Annotated in this window: 19 protein-coding genes and 1 pseudogene; 14 read left to right on the forward strand and 6 right to left on the reverse strand. The window is 43.0% G+C overall.

The genetic code is table 11. The annotated features are described in order from the left end of the window. Positions 1-33: 33 nt before the first annotated feature. The 9 genes from A136_RS09860 (at position 34) to A136_RS09900 (ending at position 10,269) form a co-directional block, all read left to right on the forward strand. Complete coding sequence (locus A136_RS09860; protein ID WP_017060448.1) at positions 34-840, forward strand: outer membrane lipoprotein-sorting protein; 807 nt, start codon at positions 34-36, stop codon at positions 838-840. A gap of 9 nt (positions 841-849) precedes the next feature. After that, positions 850-2,058, forward strand: coding sequence for a hypothetical protein (locus tag A136_RS09865; protein WP_017065445.1), 1,209 nt, complete (start codon positions 850-852; stop codon positions 2,056-2,058). A gap of 202 nt (positions 2,059-2,260) precedes the next feature. Then, on the forward strand, positions 2,261-3,370 hold the full coding sequence (locus A136_RS09870) for a GGDEF domain-containing protein (protein ID WP_029235308.1): 1,110 nt from the start codon (positions 2,261-2,263) through the stop codon (positions 3,368-3,370). 218 nt (positions 3,371-3,588) lie between these two features. Continuing rightward, positions 3,589-4,572 carry a phenylalanine--tRNA ligase subunit alpha gene (pheS, locus tag A136_RS09875; RefSeq protein WP_004734764.1) on the forward strand — a complete coding sequence of 328 codons (984 nt, stop codon included), beginning with the start codon at positions 3,589-3,591 and terminating at the stop codon, positions 4,570-4,572. Positions 4,573-4,590: 18 nt separating this feature from the next. Next, positions 4,591-6,978, forward strand: coding sequence for a phenylalanine--tRNA ligase subunit beta (gene pheT, locus A136_RS09880; RefSeq protein ID WP_017065447.1), 2,388 nt, complete (start codon positions 4,591-4,593; stop codon positions 6,976-6,978). 402 nt (positions 6,979-7,380) lie between these two features. Then, a complete protein-coding gene (locus A136_RS09885; protein WP_017065448.1) occupies positions 7,381-8,583 on the forward strand; it encodes a DUF1611 domain-containing protein in 1,203 nt (400 codons plus the stop codon). Beyond that, on the forward strand, positions 8,580-9,716 hold the full coding sequence (locus A136_RS09890) for an alanine/ornithine racemase family PLP-dependent enzyme (protein WP_017065449.1): 1,137 nt from the start codon (positions 8,580-8,582) through the stop codon (positions 9,714-9,716). The genes A136_RS09885 and A136_RS09890 overlap by 4 nt, the downstream gene beginning before the upstream one ends. Next, positions 9,673-10,038 carry a type II secretion system pilot lipoprotein GspS-beta gene (gene gspS2 / locus A136_RS09895; protein WP_017065450.1) on the forward strand — a complete coding sequence of 122 codons (366 nt, stop codon included), beginning with the start codon at positions 9,673-9,675 and terminating at the stop codon, positions 10,036-10,038. Before A136_RS09890 ends, gspS2 begins: the two co-directional genes overlap by 44 nt. After that, a complete protein-coding gene (locus A136_RS09900; RefSeq protein ID WP_004735670.1) occupies positions 10,039-10,269 on the forward strand; it encodes a hypothetical protein in 231 nt (76 codons plus the stop codon). It abuts the gene before it with no gap. A 164-nt stretch (positions 10,270-10,433) separates the two neighbouring features. Here A136_RS09900 and A136_RS09905 read toward each other — a convergent pair whose 3' ends face one another. Then, complete coding sequence (locus A136_RS09905; protein ID WP_017065451.1) at positions 10,434-11,030, reverse strand: tyrosine-type recombinase/integrase; 597 nt, start codon at positions 11,028-11,030, stop codon at positions 10,434-10,436. Between the two features lie 153 nt (positions 11,031-11,183). Here A136_RS09905 and A136_RS09910 point away from each other — a divergent pair. After that, a pseudogene (locus A136_RS09910) lies at positions 11,184-12,050 on the forward strand (hypothetical protein); the annotation flags it as partial. 537 nt (positions 12,051-12,587) lie between these two features. On the opposite strand, the gene A136_RS09915 reads toward A136_RS09910, so the two are convergent. Further along, entirely contained in the window at positions 12,588-14,321 is a 1,734-nt protein-coding gene (locus A136_RS09915) for a hypothetical protein (protein ID WP_017065453.1), read from the reverse strand. A 906-nt stretch (positions 14,322-15,227) separates the two neighbouring features. Here A136_RS09915 and A136_RS09925 point away from each other — a divergent pair. Further along, on the forward strand, positions 15,228-16,370 hold the full coding sequence (locus A136_RS09925; RefSeq protein WP_032546913.1) for an MFS transporter: 1,143 nt from the start codon (positions 15,228-15,230) through the stop codon (positions 16,368-16,370). Positions 16,371-16,466: 96 nt separating this feature from the next. On the opposite strand, the gene A136_RS09930 is transcribed toward A136_RS09925, so the two are convergent. Continuing rightward, positions 16,467-17,975, reverse strand: a complete 1,509-nt coding sequence (locus A136_RS09930) for a DUF3360 domain-containing protein (RefSeq protein ID WP_017065456.1) — start codon at positions 17,973-17,975, stop codon at positions 16,467-16,469. 317 nt (positions 17,976-18,292) lie between these two features. On the opposite strand from A136_RS09930, the gene A136_RS09935 reads away from it, so the two are divergent. The 3 genes from A136_RS09935 to A136_RS09945 all read left to right on the forward strand — a co-directional run bounded on the left by A136_RS09935 (position 18,293) and on the right by A136_RS09945 (position 19,971). Then, positions 18,293-18,631, forward strand: coding sequence for a hypothetical protein (locus A136_RS09935; RefSeq protein ID WP_017059071.1), 339 nt, complete (start codon positions 18,293-18,295; stop codon positions 18,629-18,631). Positions 18,632-18,714: 83 nt separating this feature from the next. Then, positions 18,715-19,587, forward strand: a complete 873-nt coding sequence (locus A136_RS09940) for a patatin-like phospholipase family protein (RefSeq protein WP_017065457.1) — start codon at positions 18,715-18,717, stop codon at positions 19,585-19,587. 15 nt (positions 19,588-19,602) lie between these two features. Then, positions 19,603-19,971: a hypothetical protein gene (locus A136_RS09945; RefSeq protein WP_032546914.1), complete on the forward strand. Its 369-nt coding sequence runs from the start codon at positions 19,603-19,605 to the stop codon at positions 19,969-19,971. Positions 19,972-20,138: 167 nt separating this feature from the next. On the opposite strand, the gene A136_RS09950 is transcribed toward A136_RS09945, so the two are convergent. From A136_RS09950 to A136_RS09960, 3 genes are all read right to left on the reverse strand, one after another. Beyond that, positions 20,139-20,819: a haloacid dehalogenase type II gene (locus A136_RS09950; protein WP_017065459.1), complete on the reverse strand. Its 681-nt coding sequence runs from the start codon at positions 20,817-20,819 to the stop codon at positions 20,139-20,141. 197 nt (positions 20,820-21,016) lie between these two features. Further along, on the reverse strand, positions 21,017-21,820 hold the full coding sequence (locus A136_RS09955; protein WP_017059075.1) for a MetQ/NlpA family ABC transporter substrate-binding protein: 804 nt from the start codon (positions 21,818-21,820) through the stop codon (positions 21,017-21,019). Between the two features lie 331 nt (positions 21,821-22,151). Further along, positions 22,152-23,060, reverse strand: a complete 909-nt coding sequence (locus A136_RS09960) for a dienelactone hydrolase family protein (RefSeq protein WP_017059076.1) — start codon at positions 23,058-23,060, stop codon at positions 22,152-22,154. Positions 23,061-23,131: the final 71 nt, after the last annotated feature.

The following is a 23,131-nucleotide window of genomic DNA, read 5'->3' on the forward strand; positions in this document are numbered from 1 at the left end:
CCTGCTGCGGTGGGCTGACTCAAGGAGATATTTATGAAAAGCGTTAAACAAACATTCGCTACTACATTACTTACTGTTAGCTCGTTGGCACTGAGCACATTCGCCGCTTTCCCAGCGTTAGCAGACCCTGCGAAAGGCTTAGAAATTGCCGAGCAACGTAAAGCGGTCGATGTCGGGTGGGGCGATTCTGTCGCAACCATGGAAATGCTACTTCGCAACAAGCAGGGCGAAAGCAGTACACGTCTGATGCGATTGAAATCTTTGGAAGTCGATGACGATGGCGACAAAGGCTTAACCATTTTTGATGAACCACGCGACGTAAAAGGCACGGCTTTCCTAAACCATTCGCACATCACCAAATCCGATGACCAGTGGTTGTATCTTCCTGCACTCAAGCGTGTAAAACGCATCTCTTCACGCAACAAATCTGGCCCGTTTATGGGCAGTGAATTTGCGTATGAGGACTTAAGCTCGTTTGAACTTGAAAAGTACACCTTCAACTACATTGAAGACGCAAAACTGGAAGGCGTAGACACCTTTGTTTTAGAGCAAGTACCGACCGATAAAAACTCAGGCTACACCATGCAAAAGGTATGGCTAGACCAACAGCACTACCGCCCAATGAAAGTCGAGTTTTACGACCGCAAAGGCGCACTGCTTAAAACTCTATCGTTCCAAGATTACAAACAGTACCTAAACCAATACTGGCGCGCACACACCATGGCGATGCAAAACCATCAAACAGGCAAAAGCACCGTATTAACCACGACAGATTTAGTGTTCCAGACCGGTCTTAAAGACAAGGATTTCCAAAAGAACACACTAAAACGTGCGAAATAAGGCAGGAATATGAAAAGGATTGTGGCAACAGGAACCCAATTATCCTTAACCTTGGCGGCGACCGTCGGGCTTATGCAGGTGTCGTTGCCTTGTGTGGCGGCAGGCTTTAGTCCTGATATCGCAGGGCAGGTTAACCTTGAACATAGGCAGTTCTTTAGCGACGGCTTACAAGGGCAAGACAAAGGACAAAGCTCACTGGTGTTGCAGCCAGAGTTTTACTGGGAGCAACAAGAGGGCAACGGCAGTATTACCTTCACCCCGTTTTATCGCCTAGACAGTGAAGACGATGAACGAACTCATGGTGATATTCGCGAAGCCTTGTATTTAACCTATTGGGATGATTACGAACTGCGAGCGGGTGTTGGAAAGGTATTTTGGGGCGTAACCGAATCGGCGCATTTAGTGGATGTGGTAAACCAGACCGATGCCATTGAATCGGTCGATGGCGAATCCAAGTTAGGTCAGCCTATGGTGCACTTCACCTCGATAAAAGAGTGGGGCACCATAGACGCCATGTTACTGCCGTATTTTCGTGAGCGTACCTTCGCAGGCGAAGACGGTCGATTAAGGCCAACCGTGCCAGTATCGGACGATGCGCTTTACGAATCTTCACGAGAAGAAAAACACGTTGATGTGGCATTGCGTTACAGCCAAATGTACGGTGATTGGGATGTCGGTTTAAGCTACTTAGGCGGCACAAACCGCGACCCTTATTACCGTGTGGAAGGCAATCAACTCAAGCCATACTACGCCCAAATGCAACACTTCGGATTGGATGTTCAAGGCATTATCGGTGACTGGTTATGGAAGCTGGAAAGCATTTATCGCGACAGCTACGACAACCATACCGGCGTGGCGACAGGCTTTGAATACACTTGGGTAGGGGCGCTTGAATCGTACTGGGACATCGGCTTCATCGCTGAATACCTGTATGACAGCCGAGGCAACAATGCCCAAACCATCGGCCAAAATGATGTGTTCCTTGGCGCCCGTTTCGCTTTGAACGATGAAGACGGCACCGAAGTGCTTACTGGTATCACTCAAGACTTAGATAACAGTGATGTCTACAGTGCCAAGCTAGAGGCATCGAGCCGTATTAACAACAATCTCAAGTGGCGACTGAATGCTTGGTTGTTTGAGAACGAAACCCCAGAGGACTTGTTGTTCTTCGCACTCAAGGATGACTTTGTTGAGATGGCGTTGGAATATTATTTCTAATGTTAGCTTCGTGGGGCGTTCCTGTTGGGGGGGACGTCTCAAATTTAAGATGAGCCATATTTAGAATGTTCAAAGTCGTCTTTTTATAAAGTGGATCAAACAATCGAATAAACCTACAGGTAAAATGGTTATATTTTTTCAGTATCTATAACCTCCGAATATGCATGTAAATCGTGCTGGTGGTATCGGCCTTAAGGGATTTATGAATTCATTTAATTGGGATAAAAACTTTGAAACAGGCATTGGTGTTGTAGATGAACAGCATCAATATCTTGTTGGTATTATCAACCACTACGGAAATCTGTTGTCAGAGAACACTATCTCTATCGACGACATAAACGTCGCTTTACTCGATCTCACATGCTATGCCGAATTTCACTTTAAAGAAGAAGAATCTTTGATGAGAGATTGCGGTGTGTATGAGCGACACATTGAAGAGCATATCAAAGTGCATCGTGTATTTATGCAAGATATCTACAGTATGCAAGCTTTCATCATGGAAGAAGATCAGTCGTCAGCACGGCAGTTACTTGATTTATTGATCCACTGGCTTGCTTACCACATCCTCGGCATCGACCAAAACATGGCGCGACAAATGACCGCGATAGAAGAGGGCGCGACACCTCTGCAAGCCTTTGAAGCGGAAGAAAAGCAGCAAGATTCTGCGACTGTCCCGCTGTTGGCTGCGCTTAACGGCCTGTTTGAACAAGTCTCTGAACGAAACAAACAGTTGTTACGCTTCAACCAGTTACTCGAAGATAAAGTTGAGGAACGTACGGCAGAATTAAAACGAGCGAATAAGAGACTTGAAGAACTGTCATTAACCGACTCTCTTACTAATTTGCATAACCGTCGTAGTGCTTTTAAACAGTTAGCGCTGCATTGGCAAGACTCCAAAGAACTGGGCATGCCTTTAGTGTGTATTATGATTGATGCCGACCACTTCAAGCGCATTAATGACACCAGCGGCCATGATGCAGGCGACTTGGTGCTACAAACCCTCTCGCGTGAACTGAAAAACACGTTCCGTAATGATGATATTGTTTGCCGGTTAGGTGGCGATGAGTTCTTGGTTATTTGCCCAAACACCGACCTTAAAGGTGGGATGTACATCGCGGAAACCGCTCGACAGAAAGTGTCTGAATTAGAGGTTGAAACCAGTCATCAAGTTTGGATTGGCAGTATTAGTGTCGGTGTCGCTGAAATGACCCAAGAATTCGAAACCATGAACGAATTGATTAAAGCCGCCGATGAGTCCGTCTATTTAGCGAAAAACGCAGGCAAAAACAGCGTTTGTTCTATTCAGATCTAGCCTTCAGGTCATTTCCAAATTAAGAAGTGGAACCTGTAATTGTTCCACTTCTTCCTACTCCTCATTAATATCCTGTTAAATTTGCCGTGTTTTTAGGCAATAACTTGTTCTTTTAGCGATTCAATTTGGCATTGGTTGCGTGTTTGATTACTATGTGTAGCTATCTAAAAAAACTAATCATCCGATACGGACACTACCAACTGGTAGATGAGGAAATGATGCAACATCTAGAAGAGATCATTGCTAATGCAACGACTGCTATTGATACAGCAGATTCGTTAGTCGCACTTGATGAAGTGCGAGTTCAGTATTTAGGTAAGAAGGGTGAACTAACTCTTCAACTACAAAGCCTAGGTAAACTTCCACCTGAAGAGCGTCGCACTGCTGGTCAAGAGATCAACAAAGCGAAAGGTGCTGTTCAACAAGCGATCGCAGCTCGCAAAGACGCACTACAACGTGCAGAGCTTGAAGCGAAACTAGCTGAAGAAACTATCGATGTGAGCCTACCAGGTCGTCGCATTGAGAACGGTGGTCTTCACCCAGTTACTCGCACTGTTGAGCGTATCGAACAGTTCTTTGGTGAGCTTGGCTTTAGCACTGAGTCTGGCCCTGAGATCGAAGATGCATTCCACAACTTTGATGCACTAAACATCGCAGACGATCACCCAGCTCGTACTGATCACGATACTTTCTTCTTCAACCCTGATCTAATGCTACGTACGCACACTTCTGGTGTTCAAATCCGTACGATGGAAAACGGCAAACCGCCATTCCGCTTCATTGCTCCGGGTCGTGTTTACCGTAACGACTACGATCAAACTCACACGCCAATGTTCCACCAAGTGGAAGGTATGTTAGTTGATGAGAACGTAAACTTCGCACAACTTAAAGGCATTCTTAACGATTTCCTTTGTAACTTCTTTGAAGAAGAAGTTGAAGTGCGTTTCCGTCCTTCATTCTTCCCGTTCACAGAGCCTTCAGCTGAAGTTGACGTGAAACGTAAAGATGGCAAATGGCTAGAAGTTCTAGGCTGTGGCATGGTTCACCCTAACGTACTTCGCTCTGTTGGCATCGACCCTGAGAAATACTCTGGTTTTGCATTCGGTATGGGTGTAGAGCGTCTAACGATGCTTCGTTACGGCGTAAATGACCTTCGTGCGTTCTTCGAGAACGACCTTCGTTTCCTTAAACAATTCAAGTAATCCGGGGCAGTCAAAACTATGAAATTCAGTGAATCTTGGCTACGCGAGTGGGTTAAACCTGCAATTAACAGCGAAGAGCTAGCTCACCAAATCACTATGGCTGGTTTGGAAGTTGACGATGTAGAACCTGTTGCGGGTGTTTTCACCGGCGTTAAAGTAGGTAAAGTGGTTGAGTGCGGTCAGCACCCAGACGCAGACAAACTACAAGTTACAAAAATTGATATCGGCGAAGAAGAGCTTTTAGACATCGTTTGTGGTGCATCTAACTGTCGTCTTGGCCTAACTGTAGCAGTAGCAACAGTTGGCGCAGTGCTTCCTGGTGACTTCAAAATCAAGAAAGCAAAACTACGTGGCGTTCCATCGCACGGCATGCTTTGTTCTTTCTCTGAGCTAGGTATCGACGTAGAGTCTGACGGCATCCTTGAGCTGCCAGAAGGTACAACGCTAGGTATGGACGTTCGTGAGCTTCTAGAGCTTAACGACGTAACTATCGACGTAGACCTAACAGCAAACCGCGCAGACTGCTTCAGCATCCGTGGCCTTGCTCGTGAAGTTGGCGTACTAAACCGCGCAGACGTTACAGAGCCAGCAGTTGAAGCTGTTGCAACAAGCATTGAAGACACAGTATCTGTTGAAATCAAAGCTACTGATGCTTGTCCACGTTACCTTGGCCGTGTGGTTAAGAACGTAAACGTGAAAGCGGAATCTCCAATCTGGATGCAAGAAAAACTGCGTCGTTGTGGTATCCGTTCAATCGACCCAGTTGTAGACATCACAAACTACGTGATGCTAGAGCAAGGCCAACCAATGCACGCATTTGATCTCGCTAAGATCGAAGGCGGCATCGTGGTTCGTCTAGCAGAGCAGGGCGAGAAACTAACACTTCTAGATGGCAACGAAGCTGAACTAAACAGCAACACACTTGTTATCGCAGACCACAACAAAGCACTAGCAATCGCTGGTATCTTTGGCGGTCAAGATTCAGGTGTTACGACTGAAACAACAGACGTACTTCTTGAAGCAGCATTCTTCGCACCGGATCATATCCGTGGTCGCGCACGTGCTTACGGCCTTCACACTGATTCTTCTCTACGTTTCGAACGTGGTGTTGATTCAACGCTACAAGCAGCAGCTATGGAGCGTGCAACACAGCTTCTAGTTGAAATCTGTGGTGGTGAAGTTGCGCCAGTAAACGGCAGCGAATCTGAAGCTGATCTTCCTAAAGCAAACGTAGTTGCTCTACGTCGCGCTAAGCTAGATAGCCTACTAGGTCACGAAATCCCATCTACAGACGTAGTGGAAATTCTTACTCGCCTAGGTTGTAACGTTGAAACGACAGACGCTGGCTGGACGGCAACGTCTCCATCTTGGCGTTTTGATATCGCAATCGAGCAAGACCTAATTGAAGAAGTAGGTCGTATCTACGGTTACGATAACATTCCAAACCAAGCGCCTAAAGCGGCACTTAAAATGAATGACCACAAAGAAGCTGACCAACCGCTTAAGCGCGTTCGTGACCTTCTTGTAGACCGTGGCTACCACGAAGCAATCACATACAGCTTCGTAGAACCAGAACAGCAAAAACTTGTTGTACCTGGTGTTGAGCCGCTAATCCTGCCATTCCCAATCTCTGCGGACATGTCAGCAATGCGTCTTGGCCTAATCCAAGGTCTTCTAAACACAGTGGTTCACAACCAGAAGCGTCAACAGTCTCGCGTTCGTCTATTCGAATCAGGCCTACGTTTCATCCCTGAAGCAACGGCTGAAAACGGCATGCGCCAAGAAATGATGCTTGCGGGCGTTATCTCTGGTACTCGTGGCGAAGAGCACTGGGACATTGCAACGAACACTGTCGATTTCTTCGATCTTAAAGGTGACCTAGAAGCCGTTCTTGAGCTTTCTGCAAACGAAATCGCATACAGCTTCAAAGCTGCGAAGCACCCAGCACTTCACCCAGGTCAAACTGCGGCTATCGTAGTAGACGGCAAAGAAGTGGGTATCATTGGTACTGTTCACCCAGAACTAGAGCGTAAGTTTGGTCTTAACGGCCGCACTATCGTATTCGAAATCGAATGGGCAGCTATCAACACTCGCGTGCTTCCAGAAGCAGTAGCCGTATCTAAGTTCCCTGCAAACCGTCGTGATATCGCCGTTGTTGTTGACGAAGCAGTTGCTTCTGGCGACATCGTAGAAGCGTGTATCGCTGCTGGTGGCGAATTCCTAACAGGCGCTAAACTGTTCGACGTATACGTTGGTCAAGGCGTTGAAGAAGGTAAGAAGAGCCTAGCAATCGCACTTAGCCTACAGTCTGTAGAGCGCACACTTGAAGATGCAGACATCGCTGGTTCAGTAGATGCTATCGTAGCTTCAATCTCAGAGAAATTCGGCGCAGCACTTCGCGACTAATCTCTTCTGATAGATAGAAAACCAAAGGCCTCGCAATTGCGAGGCCTTTTTTGTTTTGGAGATGGATGCGGATACTAACTCATTATTGGGCATAAACGCGTTATACTCAAAACTCTAATTCACTTAACTGATATTAGAAAAAGTACCTTGAAACCGTAAAGCTGCGAGTTTGATACGGCGACGTTGAACAATGAGTATTAGCTATCTAATCAATTACGCTAGTATGGGCGAAGTCTGAAAGTAATAGACTCAGAAAGCGTATTAATAATAACCAACAAAAGTCTGGTGAGTGTGTTACCTTGGTTGTTATCCCTACCGCTTAGTAGGGACTTCTTTTCTTTTCCGAACTCGCAACTCGGCACTCCTTAGTCGCCCTCCTAAGCCATACTGCAGGCTTTAATTATGTCCATCTCAACCGAAAAGTTAAGAAATATATTCAGACTCTCTAGAATTGAAAATGTAGATACCAACAACGTCCCCCATATAGCTCCTTGGTTACCACTTGCTCAGAAAGTAAAACCAGTCATCCCTTCTGCGATTATATATTGCGAAGGTAATTTTGGTAAAATTGATGGTAAAACCGCTAATGGATTAGTGAGACATTCGTTAAGCTATCGTATTCTATCAGTTATTGATAGTGAGTCTGCTGGCTTAGATGCTGGTGAAGTTCTTGATAACAAAGCCAATGGAATACCTATCCTTGCTAATGCTGAAGAAGCTATCATTCACGCAGAAAGCATTCCTGATTACTTCATTTTTGGCATTGCGCCATCAAGTGGCTTTTTATCTGACTTAGATAAAAGCATCATTTTAAATGCCATGTCACTAGGAATGAACATCGTAAATGGCTTACATGAATTCCTAACCGATGATCCTCTATTTTTAGAAGCCAGCTTAAAGAATAACGTTCGAATATTCGATACTCGCAAACCCAAAAATAAAGGCGAACTGAAAACGTTTAGCGGGAAAATACACAACGTTAAATGCCCGAGAATTGCTGTAATGGGGACGGATTGCGCGCTAGGAAAACGAACAACAGCAACAATATTGGCGAATGAACTGACTAAAAAAGGCCTTAACGTCGTTCTGATTGCCACTGGTCAAACAGGCATTATGCAGGGCGCACAATACTGCGTTGCACTCGATGCTGTTCCTTCACAATTTTGTGCCGGTGAGTTGGAATCTGTCATTGTACAGGCCTATGAAAAAGAAAATCCGGATCTGATTATTATTGAAGGGCAAGGAGCCTTGAGTCACCCTGCGTTTTCAACCAGCGCTTTTATCTTACGTGGCAGTTGTCCAACGGGTGTGATACTGCAACATGCCCCTAAACGTTTATATCGTAGTGATTTTCCTGATTGCCCAATGCCTTCGATTGCCTCAGAAATCAATCTTATCGAAACGTTTTCTAATACCAATGTTATTGGACTAACACTGAATCATGAAGATATGTCGTTGGATGAAACACGTTGTGCGATAGACACTTACACTACCGAATTTGGTTTACCGGTTACTGATGTCTTGTCACAGCCTGTTGAACATCTACTGCACATCGTAACGTCAGCCTTTCCTATAATAGCAAGTAAACTGGCCGAAAAAGGGTGAACTACCCTAGGTTAGACATCGATTGTGGGAAAGTTCATCATAACGCTCAGTTCCTGATTTCTCAGCTCTCACTGAAAAATATATCCGTTACGCCTGTAACAAAAGCCTTCCTCGGCCACCCTATCATCGCACAAGTTCTTATTGATGCTGGCGCGACAATGTTAGCCGATTCAAGAATCGAAAATCTTCAAAAGATGACTGAATCTGGCATTGCTATCCCTAAAATGCTGATACGTACACCCATGCTCAGTCAAGTGGCGAGCGTAATAAAATACAGTGATATGAGTTTAAACTCTGAAGTTGAAGTGATTCAGAGGCTTTCACATGCAGCGGAACAACAAAATTGCTGTCACGGTATCATTATTATGGTTGAGCTTGGCGATCTAAGAGAAGGTGTGATGCCAAATCGCGTGATTGATTTTATCCGAGAGATTATTTCTTTACCAAACATCACGATAAAAGGAATTGGTACGAATTTAGCCTGTCGGTATGGTGTCGCTCCAGATGATCAAAATATGAGTATTCTTTCTGAGCTTGCCGATGGAATTGAAGCTACATTTGGGGTCAGTCTAGAAATTATTTCAGGGGGTAATTCTGCTTCAGTTAACTGGGCTCTTCAGAGAACAGGCTTAACTCGAGTCAATCACCTTCGTATAGGAGAAGCCATTTTTTTAGGCTGTGAGCCTTTAGAGCACGAAAATATCAAAGGCTTACATACGGATGCGGTTTCTTTGACCGCTGAAGTGATTGAATCCAAGACTAAACCGACTTTGCCTTGGGGGAGTCGGGGGTTAAATGCTTTTGGTGAAAAAGAAAACCTTCAAGATAGAGGGGAGGTCTCACAAGCTATTCTAGCATTAGGCCGCCAAGATGTTTGTGTCAGCGGGCTTAAGGCTCCGAATGGGATTAAGATCATGTCTTCAACCAGTGATCATCTTGTCCTTGAATCCTCACAGAAACCACTATTTGTAGGGGAAAAAGTCACATTCAGTTTAGATTACAGTGCGCTCTTATCTTCTATATCTTCACGTTATATCCATAAATATTTTAAGGCACCTAAAGGGAGAAGAAAGGAAGAAGGAGCACATAATGCTACGAACAACTGTAATTCTCTTCGTCAGTGTCATGCTTAACGGTTGTCAGATAAGCCCAATAAAATCTAATGGACTTGCCGATTATAGAGCGACAGTTATTTCAAGCCAACTTCCACAAGAGTTAGGCTCAATCACACTCGTAAATGCACAGTCAGAGGGCGATAGTGTCACTCTTGTTTTCGTAAAAAAGAAAACTTTGAATATGGACCGCTTAGTAGAAAAAGCCGCCGTTAGTTTTTGTGACAACATCGAAATAAGACCACTATTAGAGAGTGGGCTCTCTTATCGAATCATTACCTTAGGAAAAAATGAGAAAGTAGAAAGCCTTAACGTCATTTCTCTAGCTAAGTGCTCTAATTGAATGCTTAGCAGTCGAATGGATAAAAGCCAATACGAGTTGTTCAATGTACTCAATGACACTATTTTATTGAGGTTTGACCGCCTTACGCCTTGGGAAAAAAACTTTATCACAGAGTTACACCATAAGGTCGTAACTAGACAACTCATTTCAATTAAACAAAAACAGCTTGCTTTAAAAATTTCAATGAAAGCCTATAAATCAAAGAAGAAAAACGCGCGTTCCAACGTTTAATTTAAGCTTGTGTATACCTAATCTGTTCAAGGTCCTCTAAACCTTGGGCAGATTAGTAGTATTTGCACTTAACGTATTGAAAATAATCAAGTGTAGCGGTGAATGGGTAACAACTTTCAGCGTAATAGCAATTGAAACACCTAAGTATTTAGGTTCCTTTTCGATTAACACTCAGTACCTTCTGAAAGCAACAATGCATCTTCTAATTCAACCCCAAGATAGCGGATTGTATTATCTACCTTGGTATGACCAAGTAGTAGCTGCACCGCTCGGATATTTTTCGTTTTTGCGTAGACTAACGTCGCTTTTGTTCGCCTCATCGAGTGAGTGCCATACAAGTTAGGTTCCAACCCCAGATTAGAAGCCCATCTCCTCACTAAGTATCGATAGTACGAATAGCTAATCGGTTGTTGCTTTCGCCTTTGGCTTGGGAAAATAAAATTGCTGTCATGTAGCGAAGCCATCAAAATCCATTTCATTAGACTCTGTTGAGTTCTTGTCGTTATCTCAAATTGAACTTCAATATCTGTTTTGCGCTGGATATGCTTAACGCGGTTAAATATCCTATCTTGCGAAGATACATCGCAAACTCTGAGAACGAGCAATTCACTTGCTCTAAGTTTGCTATCAATAGCTAAGTTGAGCAACGCAAGCTGCATCAAATTATTTTCAATTTCTAATCTGGTTCTGATCCGCCAAATTTCCTCAAGCCGAAAAGGCTTTTTGACGCCACTTCGTTTCGTTTTGTTGAAAACTACCATGATGACCTCCTTTTTAATTTGGTCATCACGATTGTAGTTGGAAGGAAATGGACAAAAGTTTGCAGTGATTATCCTAAATTAGCTTTTCACGAATTACCTGAAGTATTGCAAAACCTCTAATCTGCGGGCCAAAATCAATCATCCACTACACTTCAATCACTTTGGTACGAGGCTATAGAACATGGCTTGCAGCGAGATTGTGGAGACTCAAGTTCGTTACAAGCTTTTAAAGATGTCGATAAACAGTTTGTCTATTACGGTGAACTATCAAATACATTGTTAGAGAAACCAACGGAAGACCCTGCAAGTCGACAACAAGCGTTGTCTGAACTCAAAAAGTACAAGACAAGCCAGTTCAATAAAACAACGTATAACAAGGTATCTAAAATTGGTTTTCTGAAAGAGGCGTTAGCAGATACTTTTTCATCAATATTTGGAAAGCTGGGTGTGGCTGAGACACTTATAACAAAGGTCGCGCCGGACATGGCGCATTATTGGTATGAAGATACCTATTTTGGTAGCGATGTCAGGCACAGGCTAATGGTTGAACTGAAGGAAGCGCTTGATAATCAGGATGATGTGATGATTGTATCGCATAGCCTTGGGTCGATGATCAGTTATGACGTGTTATGGAAGCTGTCTCATTACGGAGAGTATAGACACGACTATGGTGCGAATAAGAAGGTCAATTTATTGCTTACGCTCGGATCACCGTTAGGCGATGAAAACGTAAAAGACAGGCTTAAAGGGAGCCGCTTGAAAGATGAGAAGAAGTACCCGTTAAACATTCAGCAATGGATAAACATATCGGCAGAAGATGACTTTATCTCTCATGACAGCAAAATTAGAAATGACTTTAAAGGTATGCTCAAACTGGATCTGATACCCAGCGGAATGAAAGACATCCACCCGATCTACAACCTCAATATTCGCAACGGGAAAAGCAATCCACATGCTTCCATCGGTTATCTCATCAACCCTAAATTCATCAAAGTGTTGGATGAATGGCTCTCTAGTTAATTTGGTTTACCATCGTAAATTGCTAGCTGCTCGTTCGTTGGAACTCAGTAAAACAAGGCCTTGCGTGTGCAAGGTCTTTTGGTAATTGGGAAGTCAAATAGTAGGCTACGAAAACGGAGTTGCACAGAGATGTGTTATCGACGTGATTAATAAAGTTTAGCGTATTAATAGAGGTAGTGCCCAATTCTCAATTTTGCGGCCAAATTAACTTTGTCACTACGGGATAAGAGGACTATTTCGAGATTGAGGTCCTCAATAACGTTCATGTAACGAATATAAACGTTTTCGGTTAATGAATATAGGAAACTGTATGTCAATTTACTAGTAATTATCTAAATCGACACACAGTATTCAGGTCAAAATATTTCACTAAACTCTTTGTCCATTATGGCTTAGGCTTTGGCGCAGGGCAAACACATGTACCATTTGATTGCTTTACACATCCGTCCCCACATGAAGCGTTTACAATAGGTGAAAACATCATCACTAACACAAGAAAGCTAGTTAATTTATTTAATAGATTCATCGTCAATTTCCTTATTTGTTGGCAATTACTGTATAGCCAGATATCAGATCAACTTCCTCTTTTGTTGGACAAAGCCCTTTTAACTGTCCCGTAGGCCAATTATCTGTAGGTGAGATATACTGCCTGATAAGGTCTCTATCTGCGATATGAATAGTATTAATTTTGTATTTCTCTCCATAAGGTGTGATATTTACTCCACCTAAAACATATAATGGTTTTGATGCATTGGTTTCTAGCAATCCTACAAAGGCAACATCTGTGTGTGGGCTTGTATTAGTCAGCCTTCCACACCTAGCCCTTTTAAGTATATTTTTAAAAGCAATTAATGCTTGCTCTCCTCCAAATACTCCATTAGTAAACTCACTTTTGTTATCTAAACCAAGTTGTTGAGCTATATCGGCAGGTAACGGTTCACTCAATTTTATGAATAATTTTAGGTTGTCCATGTCGTAGTATTTAACATTGTCTTCTATGTCATATGTAACTGTTTTCCCTAGTATTTCTGTGACATTTTGTACATAATTACCTTTCAGTTCTGGAATTGATGAAAAATAATAATTTCTGTTTAACCTAGTCAACATTTCAAGCTCAGACTTGCGAAAACAGTCTTCACTTCGAATCTCCGCTATATTATTATAATTAGAAAACTCTGTTAATATAGCCCACCTTATCGATAGAGCGTCATCGCTCGTCAAGCCCAAATCATCTGAAGTATAACTCTTTATATTTTGACATACCTTAGAAAGTAATTGCTTTTCATCAGAATCTTTGTATGCCTTTAAAGAACTAGAAGCTATACCCTTGATATCATCATTTTTAATTAATTTGTATACACTTGTGTTTTTATTATGGCTATCTTTTAGAGATGACAATAATTGAATAGGGTCATCCTCGTAAATGATGTCTTTCGCCCCTATTCCCACTACAGAATTATAGTAAACAAGGTGTACATCTATACCTATCCCTCTTGATATATCATACTTGTCAGGGAATATCGGCCCAAAATCCAATACCGCTCCATCATATCTCTTTTCGCCAACTGCTGTATTTACCTTGAAGTGACTAACAAGTATATCTTTTGCACTTATGTTTAAAGAATCCTCTATCGAACTGTCTATGGGATTGATTACTGAATCAAAAACACTAGATGTTAATACCCCCACACTTTTTGGAGAAAAATATTCGATAATATTAACCGTACGTTCCTTTAGTTTTTTTAAAACTTTTATGTCACCTTCAGTAATATAATTTATTTTGTAAGTAATGCTAATGTCTGATGTGGAATTAACCTTGAAGTAAGGACTTAAATATCCCTTGAAAGTTTCTGAGTTACAATGTGTCCCTTTATGGTTCAACTCATCAATTGAATAACTAACTAGTAAAATATTGTTTGCAATAGCTGAAGTATTGTCATTTATATCTGCTGTAACGAAAAAACCTACAGCATCGTCCACACCAAAATATGACTTTAGCCCCTTTACTAACTTGGACATGTTTTGACAATTTTGGATACCGGAAATCATTCCAAATGGCTCTACATAAAGCCTCGCATAGTAGGTGTTGGGTTGCCATTTAGAAATCACACCTATAGCATCTGTCTGATAATCTGTTAGCAAGTCATCTTGCTTCACCAGGTTAACTTGTTCTTCGACTTGTTCTTTGACTTGTTCCTTAGTTGGGTCTGTACTACATCCAACTAAAATTAAAGTCATGAATATAAGAGTAAATTTAATAGTATCTAGCATTTTGATATTCCTTTAATCAAAATTAATCTTGAATATCTAATCACTACTGTATTTAGAATAAAGCATTAGCAATGATACAACTGACATTTCAATCTTAGGATATATGCACTGTATTGCAAATTAGCACCACCCCTTATCTTGGGAAATTTAACTCTTAACTCGCCGAAATATGCTCCTATTAATCATTTCTTGAGATAGCTCAACTATAATTTTGATGAAACCTAAGTGACAGAGCACACTAAACTATTGCTAGTTTGCCCACCGTAACGCAACTCTCGTGACCTTTCTCTCAAGACGTTGGTCCATGCATAGTCACACACTACTGGCCAACATGTATAAAATATTGTTACTTCTACTCAACGCGAAGTGTAGCTAAATATCTACTTTGGCTAGTACTAACACGAAACAACAGAAAACTGACTTGTTGTAGAAATGTTATGGAGCTAGAAAGCGCCACGGATAATATTCAGCCTATGAAAATTAGTCAGTACCCGTGCTCAATGAGAATTTCATTAACAGCGACAAGTCCGTGGTTTCGTTTTGCTTGTTATTCAATCTAACTGGTACAGACCTGATTTGTACATCATCGTCAGCGACAAATAATAATCTCCAATGAATTTCTCAAAGAAGTAAAAGCTCTCTGAATACTTACCAATCTCAAGAAATAACATTCTAAAAATGATCGTGTAACAATTCGTTAGCCGATTGTATTGTCGCTGTGTTCTTTGTCTTAGTTGCATATCGTTACCAAACCCAGAACATTCCATTATTTTTGAGGATCTGAATATGAACGGAAAACTAAGAACGGCTTTATTCATGCGCGATCATATTCAAGACTTTCTTTTAGAATCGGCGGCTTAAATGACTCTCTGGCTTAGGCTTTTAACATCGCGGAGCTCATTCGCGATGTTGGTTATCATCGCTATCGCGTCAGTGATAGCGAATACGGGATGGCGAGTCGTGATGAATAACTTTGCTGTCGACACTGTTGGCATGACCGGGGCTGATGTGGGTGTATTGCAGAGTGTTAGGGAAATACCAGGCTTGCTCTCATTTACTGTTTTGTTTCTGTTGTTCATCGCTTCAGAACAAAGAGTCGCGGTACTGTCGGTTGCAACATTAGGGCTAGGTGTTGCAGTAACGGGGTATCTGCCTTCGATTTATGGCTTCTATTTCAGCACGACGATCATGTCTATTGGTTTCCATTATTTAGAAGCGGTGAACAAATCACTCTCAACACAGTTGTTAGCGACTGAGAACTTTAGTGAATCAATGGGAAAGATTCGCTCTGCCGCCTCATTCTTCTCGATGGTGACTTTTCTATGCATTATGGTCGCGAGCTATCTTTTTGACGTTTCAGATAAGGATATTTTCTTTACTTGTGGAGCAATATGTTTCTGGCTAGCGGTGTACTTGGTCACGTTTAAAAATACTCATACAGAGGTTAAACAACACACTAAACTCATTGTCCGACGTGAATACACGACCTATTACATTCTTACCTTTTTGAGTGGAGCAAGAAGACAGATCTTTGTGGCATTTGCTGGCTTACTGATGGTGACCAAGTTCCACTATACGATTGCGATGATGGCCGCTTTATTTATGGTATCCAGCTTAGCAGCAACTCTTGCTCTACCTTATGTTGGGAGATTTATCGACCGAGTCGGAGAGAGGCTAGCTTTGATCATTGAGTATGCCGCGTTAGTGTTGGTGTTCCTATCTTACGCATTTGTGGATGATCATTATGCGGCAGCGGGGTTGTATGTTGTCGACAGTATCATTTTTAGTTTTGCGATCGCTTTGAACACCTACTTTAAAAAGACAATTCGGGAAGATGAAGTGGCTTCAACGGCGAGTTTGTCATTCACCATCAACCATATTGCAGCGGTGTTCCTACCATTTCTGTTGGGAATCATCTGGATGTCTGGTTATCAATGGGTGTTTGTTTCTGGAGCAGTGATTGCTTTGATTAGTCTGTTGGTTTCGTTGACTATGGGAACGCAGCTTCATCAGCGAATTAATGGATTCGATAAGCTACAGAAACAATAGCGATACTCATTTATCTCACTGGTTTGATAGATAAAACAAGGCCTCGCGATTGCGAGGCCTTTTTGCGTTCTTACTGAAACTCAATATTAATCGAGCCTAGCGAAAGCTCGGGATAATCGCTGGTATGCCCGGTAGAAGGCCAACCAGCGCCATCACACCACTTAGCACAATAAACATAATGCCAGGCAATACCCAGCGGCTCATTTTACTCAGTTCACTACTACGTTCTTTACAACCGACTAAGCCTAAATTATCCAACAGCATGGTGAGAGCCCAGCCAAATGCAGGGTTAACGAGCGCTGAAGAGAACACAACAATCGCGGCCGATTGGGTGGTTTTCCCTTCACGCGTCATTTCCATGCCAGCTTCTAGCAATGGAACAAATACCCCAACAATCAGCGCCACACACAGTACAGGTTGCCAGATAGCTAAATCCATCGGGTAACCCCAAACTGCGGCGATGATACAGAACAGAGCTGTGAGCAAAGCGCCCGCAGGAATAGGGCGTTTAGCAATCGCCGCCGGTACGATGTAAGTACCCCATGAGGACGTAAAGTTAGTACCGCCAAGTAGAGAACCGAACGTTTGACGAATTGAAGCCGTGGTCATGGTGTCGTCGATGTTCATGTGTACTTTTTCGGTACGCTCTGGGTAGCTGATCTTTTGGAATACTTGATGCCCTAAGAAATCTGGAGACCACATAGCGACAGCCAAAATTGCAAACGGCAATACCACCATGAAGTGCTCAATCGTTGGTAGGCCTAACATCCAACCTGTATCTTCTCCCCACCAATACATAGGGTTCATGTTAGGTAAGCCTGGCTCTGTGTGGAAAGCAAATGGGGCACCCATGGCAAATGCAATCGTACCACCCAACAAGCAGCTAAGAGGTACTGCTAACCAACGTTTGCGGAAGTGTTCCAGTAGCGCGTACAAGATAATGGTGCAAAAGATCACCACAAACGCGATGTGGCTCATACCGATTCCTTCAGCCCAAGCGAAAAGCTTTTTCACTTGAGAGGCGGTTCCAACAAAGCCGAGGTAGAGCAATAAGCCGCCACACACGCCTTTACTGGTGAGGTTGGCCAACATGCTGCCACCTTTACTGATGGCTAAGATGAGGCCAAAAGCGCCAATCAACAGGCCAAACGCCATCGGGTGTCCACCTGCTGCAACCACAATCGGAATCAAAGGGATAAGTGGGCCGTGGGTCCCTGCGAGGTTTGCAGTCGGCAATAAAAAGCCAGAGAAAATAATAATGAAAACAGAGGCGATGAGCAGTTCATAACGAACGTTTTCTAGAATGAAGTCTTCATTTAATCCGAGAGCCCCAGCAAAGGTGGCTGCAATCGCGCCCACCATAACCACTTTACCAATGGTCGCCGCCATCGCTGGGATGGTGTCTTCTATCTCAAATCGATAATCTTTAAACGGCAAATTTGGACGCCAGCGCTTAGGCGACATGATTTGCAATTCGTGTTCTAGATACTGTTCTCGGGATTCAAACTCTGAGCTTGGTTTATGTTGTTGTTCATAGGTGAGTTCATCCTCATTGGCTTGAGGCTTCTCTGTTTGTATATGTGCGGACTCTAAAGTAGTGCTCATTTTGATTCCTTTCGTTCACACTCTTAGGTGTGTTATTCCAACAAACGTTGTTGACTCACGGTATGAAGTGCAAACAATGCGTCAACTTATAATTAAAAACTCATTAACATTTAGTTGTTAGTACCTTATACCAAACCAAAAAAAACAAATAGACTCAGTCGGTTAGACATTAGTCGTAGAGTCGGACGACTAGTATTAGACCCTGTAGATAGTATGTGTCTGGTTATTTGTAGTCCCTTAATTTCTCCCACGTTCTGCACTTGATAGTGATAGAATCTCCGCATTAGAGTTATCGAGAAACTAGGTATTTATAAACAATGTTTATCCATCACGTAAATGGCATCGACTGGCTGGTAATTACAGCCTTTGAAGAACTGAAAACTATGTTTATCGAAGATGCAGGCCCAATCCCAGCTTGCTTTTCTACCGCCAGCGAGTTGAGCCTGATTGATCAAGCCAAACGCAGTTATGGATTTTTGCCTAAACTCCGCGGTGTGATCACCGATACCGGCACTTTTCAAAGTAGAGATATTGAAGAAGATTTGAACCCACAGCTTGCGTGTATCGTTGAAGGGCGTGGTCGGGTTTTTATCTATCACGGCGACTACGTGGCTTTTGTCGATGACGAGCAAACCTTCATTACCCGTATGGACTGAGAGTGATTCAGTGAGTTGAGATCGGCGAATTGGTAAATCGGCGAGTTAGCCCACCTAGAATTTAAAACTAAAGGATTAATATGATGGCAAAAACGATCTCATTGGTACTTGGCAGTGGTGGCGCAAGAGGCTTGGTTCACGTTGGAGTCATCCGCCGGTTAATTGAGCATGGCTATCAGATAAAATCCATTTCTGGCTGTTCAATTGGCGCACTTATCGGTGGTGTCTACGCTGCGGGCAAGTTGGATGAATTTGAAGAGTGGGTCACCAGTATCGATCAAGGTGATATGGCGATGTTGTTGGACTTTTCATGGCAGTCGAGTGGTATGTTCAAAGGGGACAAGATCATCGACACTCTGCGTGGACTGATCGGCGAGATTTCAATTGAAGATCTGCCCATCCCTTATACCGCAGTTGCCGCTAACGTCGCCGATGAAAAAGAGGTTTGGCTGCAATCAGGTTCTCTGTTTGATGCCATTCGCGCCTCTATCTCTTTGCCACTGTTCTTGACCCCTCACGTTATCAATGGAGAAGTGCTGATTGATGGCGGCGTTCTTAATCCCGTACCGATTGCGCCTACCTTTGGTGATAATACAGACTTTACACTGGCTGTGAATTTAGGTGGTGAACCTGAAATGGTTAAACAGGAAGTGATACCGGTTTCCCTGCCAACAAAAGAGAGCAACCTGCATGAGAAGGTTGTGCATTTTATCGATAACCTCGGTAGCAGTGTAAAAAGCAAAATGAGCTTCAACTTTGCTTTTTACGATATTGCCAACCAAGCATTTGATGCGATGCAATCGACCATTGCTCGCCAAAAGTTGGCCGCTTACCCCGCCGATATCACGCTTGAGATCCCACGCAATGCTTGTGGCACCCTAGAGTTTGATCGCTCACAAGAGATGATCGACAGAGGCTACCACTTAGCACAGGCTAAACTGGGCAATCGACTTTAATGTATTTGCTGCTGAATGAGGGTAACTATGGAAACTGAACTCAAACTATCTGAACTCAAAGAATTGGTCACAACAAAAGATGTCATCGTGCTCACCAGCATAGAAGAGCCTGCTGTATCTTGGTTGATAGATTGCTATCAAGAGAACGCTGATATCCAAATTATCGAGAACGCACACCAGCTAGATACTGAAGCGATTTTGTCGCAATGTCGAAGTAGCCTTAGTGAAAGTAAAAAGGTGATACTCACCGCGCAATTTCGTAGCCAACTGCCTATCATCAATATCGCTTCACTGTGTAATGAGAAGCGCAAGTCATTGATCAATATTGAGCTATTAGGCTGGGATGAAGAAAAATGCGTTCCTCATTCTTACAGTAGTTTCTAGCTTATATTTGTTGCTAGGTAACTGCAGTTTTTAGGTAACCGACAGCGTCTCTATAACCAGAGCAGTTCAACACAAGGTTGATCAAAGCGGTTAAGTCAGTGTCCGGAATTTGTTGACCACTACAGGGTGGTTGTATCGAATCAGGAGTAGAAAAGTCTCTTGAGATTTTACTTGTCTAAATTGTGCTTAATTATTTGTTCCACCACACCATTCATCGTCCTTGAGCTAATCTCCGGTTTCAAATACAAGGAATGATACTCAACTCCTGTTCGGTCTATATAGGCTGCTTGTAAGCCAGCGGATAGCGCACCATGAGTGTCCCAATCATGAGTAGCGACAAGACGAAGGTTTTCGACAGGCTCTTTTAAAGTTTCGGCTGCAAAGTTATACACATCTGAATTGGGTTTGAAACTGCCTGTTTCTTCAACGGAAATGACGGTGTCGAAATAATCTTCTAAGCCTGAGTTCTTGATTTGAGAAGTGATGAGATCGAGGGATGAGTTGGAAAAAGCGACGGTTTTAAACCCGTTCTCGCGCAATTTGAGCAAAGACGCTTTGATATCTGTGTGCGGTGGTAGATTGGCAAAAGAAGTTAACAAGGCACCTTTGCTTTCCGCCGTTAAATCACACTTGTACCGTTGTGCAATAGCGTTGAGCGCTGCATTCGCTAATTCAGAAAAAGTAGATTTTACGTTTGTTGCGATGCAAACCGTTGAAGAGTGTAAAAGCTTTGAAAACCAAAGTGATAATGCATCCTCCTTTCCAAACACCGCTTTAAATTTAGGCTGTAATGACTCCAAATTTAAAACCGTTTCGTTTATATCAAAAAGTATCACTTCTTTTTTCATGCAAAGCCCCCAGATTTAATTGAATTTTATGCTTACATAATCTGCTCTGACGATATGGTTTTCAACCTCCATTCAAGTAACTAAAGCTTTGCTCTCTAATTTGAAAAGAAGCTGGAATGCGTCAACGACAAGCCGCCAACTCAAATCTGGCGTGGCTTTATGAGTATCATGCAACGCCAAATCTGAAACGATTTAGCTTAATTTGCGGCTTCGATGGTGCCTTTGAAAGTGCTGTCTAAAAAGTCATTGATCTCTTGTGAGTGGTAAATTGAGATAATCTTTTTATACGTTTCATTATTTTTGTCTTCTTCTCGCGCCGCAACAACCATCACTGCTAAAGGTGCGTCTTTTTTCTCTAAGTAAATGCCTTGTTTCTTAGGGTCGAGTCCAGCCGACATTACATAGTTCATGGTGATTGCAGCAGCATCTACATCGTCAAGAGAGCGGGGTAGCTGCGCGGCATCCACTTCAACAAATCGAATGTTCTTCGGGTTGCTAACAATATCGTTTAAAGACGCGTTGAAACCAGCGTTGTCTTTTAATGAGATCAGCCCTGCATCTTCAAGCAGTAATAGTCCACGCCCGCCATTCGTTGGATCGTTTGGAATCGCGATTCGAGCGTTTTCGGGAATAGAATCAAGCGAAGTGTACTTGTTCGAGTAAACGCCCATACGCATCAAAATTGAACGTCCGATAGAAACTAACTGGCTATCGTGATTGGCATTAAAGTTATCGAGGAATGGCTGATGCTGGTAACTGTTCAGTTGGATACTTCCATCATCTAATGCTGCGTTAGGGGTGATATAGTCTGAGAACTCGACGAGTTCAATGTTTATCCCTTGCTTTGCTGCTTCTTTGGCAACAGCTTGTACAACTTGTGCATGTGGGCCAACTGTCGCCCCAATCTTGATGACAGCCTCGTCTTTTTTTCCACATCCTGTTACACCGAATACGAAAGCTAATGCCAACAGGGATGCTGTGATTTTTTTGTAGCTGTTCATGATAACTCCATTTAATAAATAAAAGACATGTAGACGTCTAGCTATCTATATTATCTATTTGCGCGATCGGGTCAATAGGTTTGTTTGAAGCGAAGTTACATTGATGAGCGGTTAAGTCAGTGAATCAACGAGGTTTCTGTACGTGAGACTCGACCGACAATCCCCTTCTAACCCCCTTGGTTTACATCTCAAACCTATTGTTGGTAATGGGAAAAGGGAGGAACTGATTACCGACCAACAAAGGCCTCGCGAGTGCGAGGCCTTTTGGGTTTTTTAGGGAATAGGGCAGTCACTCGGAATCTAAAGAAAACGGGTTCAGTAAAGCTAACTATTAAGAAAGCTTTTGGTTAAAGAACTCAAGTGTACGTTTCCAAGCTAACTCTGCTTCTTCTTCAGCATAGCGGCCAGTTGAATCGTTATGGAAGCCATGGTTCACGCCGTCATAGATGTAAGCTGTGTAGTCTGCTTCGTTCTCTTTGAGTTCGGCTTCATAATCTGGCCAAGTCGCATTCACGCGTTTATCGATTCCCGCAAATTGGATGAGCAAGGGGCCTTTTACATTTTTTCTTAAATCTGGTGCGGCAGGAGTACCATAAAATGGAACGCCTGCATCGAGTTGCTCTGGCATGACAGCGGCCAACATATTCACGATATAGCCACCGAAGCAGAAACCGACTGCGCCTAGCTTACCGTTACTTTTTTCATGGGACTTCAAGAAGTTTGCCGCTGCGATAAAGTCTTCTTCGATTTTCTCTTTTGATAGCGACTTCTGCATCGTTCGACCTTCATCATCATTACCTGGATACCCGCCAAGCGAATAGAGTGCATCAGGTGCAAACGCAATAAACCCCGCCGCTGCGAGTCGTCTTGCCACATCCTTTATGTATGGATTGAGGCCTCTATTTTCATGAATGACCAATACAACAGGCGCATTGCCCTCTAACTCTTTGGGTACAACCAAGTAACCATAGCCTTCGCCGTGTCCTTTAGGTGAAGGAAACTTCTCGTAGGTTGCTTTGATGGAAGGGTCATTGAAAGAGACTTGCTCTGCCTGCGCATAATTAGGAATCAGTGCAGAAGTTAGCGTCGTCATGGTTAAGCCAAGTACAGCTAGCCCAGATAGACGAGCCATAAACTCTCTGCGATCAATCAGGCCGTGTGCATATTCGTCGTACCAATCAAATGCTTCTTGAGGGATAGATCGAGTCGGCGTTGATTGCGATTCGGTATTTGGATTCATAACTTTTCCTTGTTGTGAGTTGTTTGACCAATCAACTATAGTGGAAATTTCATTGTAATTGAACGATCGCT

The organism is Vibrio crassostreae 9ZC13, assembly GCF_000272045.2.
GTDB classification, from domain to species: domain Bacteria; phylum Pseudomonadota; class Gammaproteobacteria; order Enterobacterales; family Vibrionaceae; genus Vibrio; species Vibrio crassostreae_C.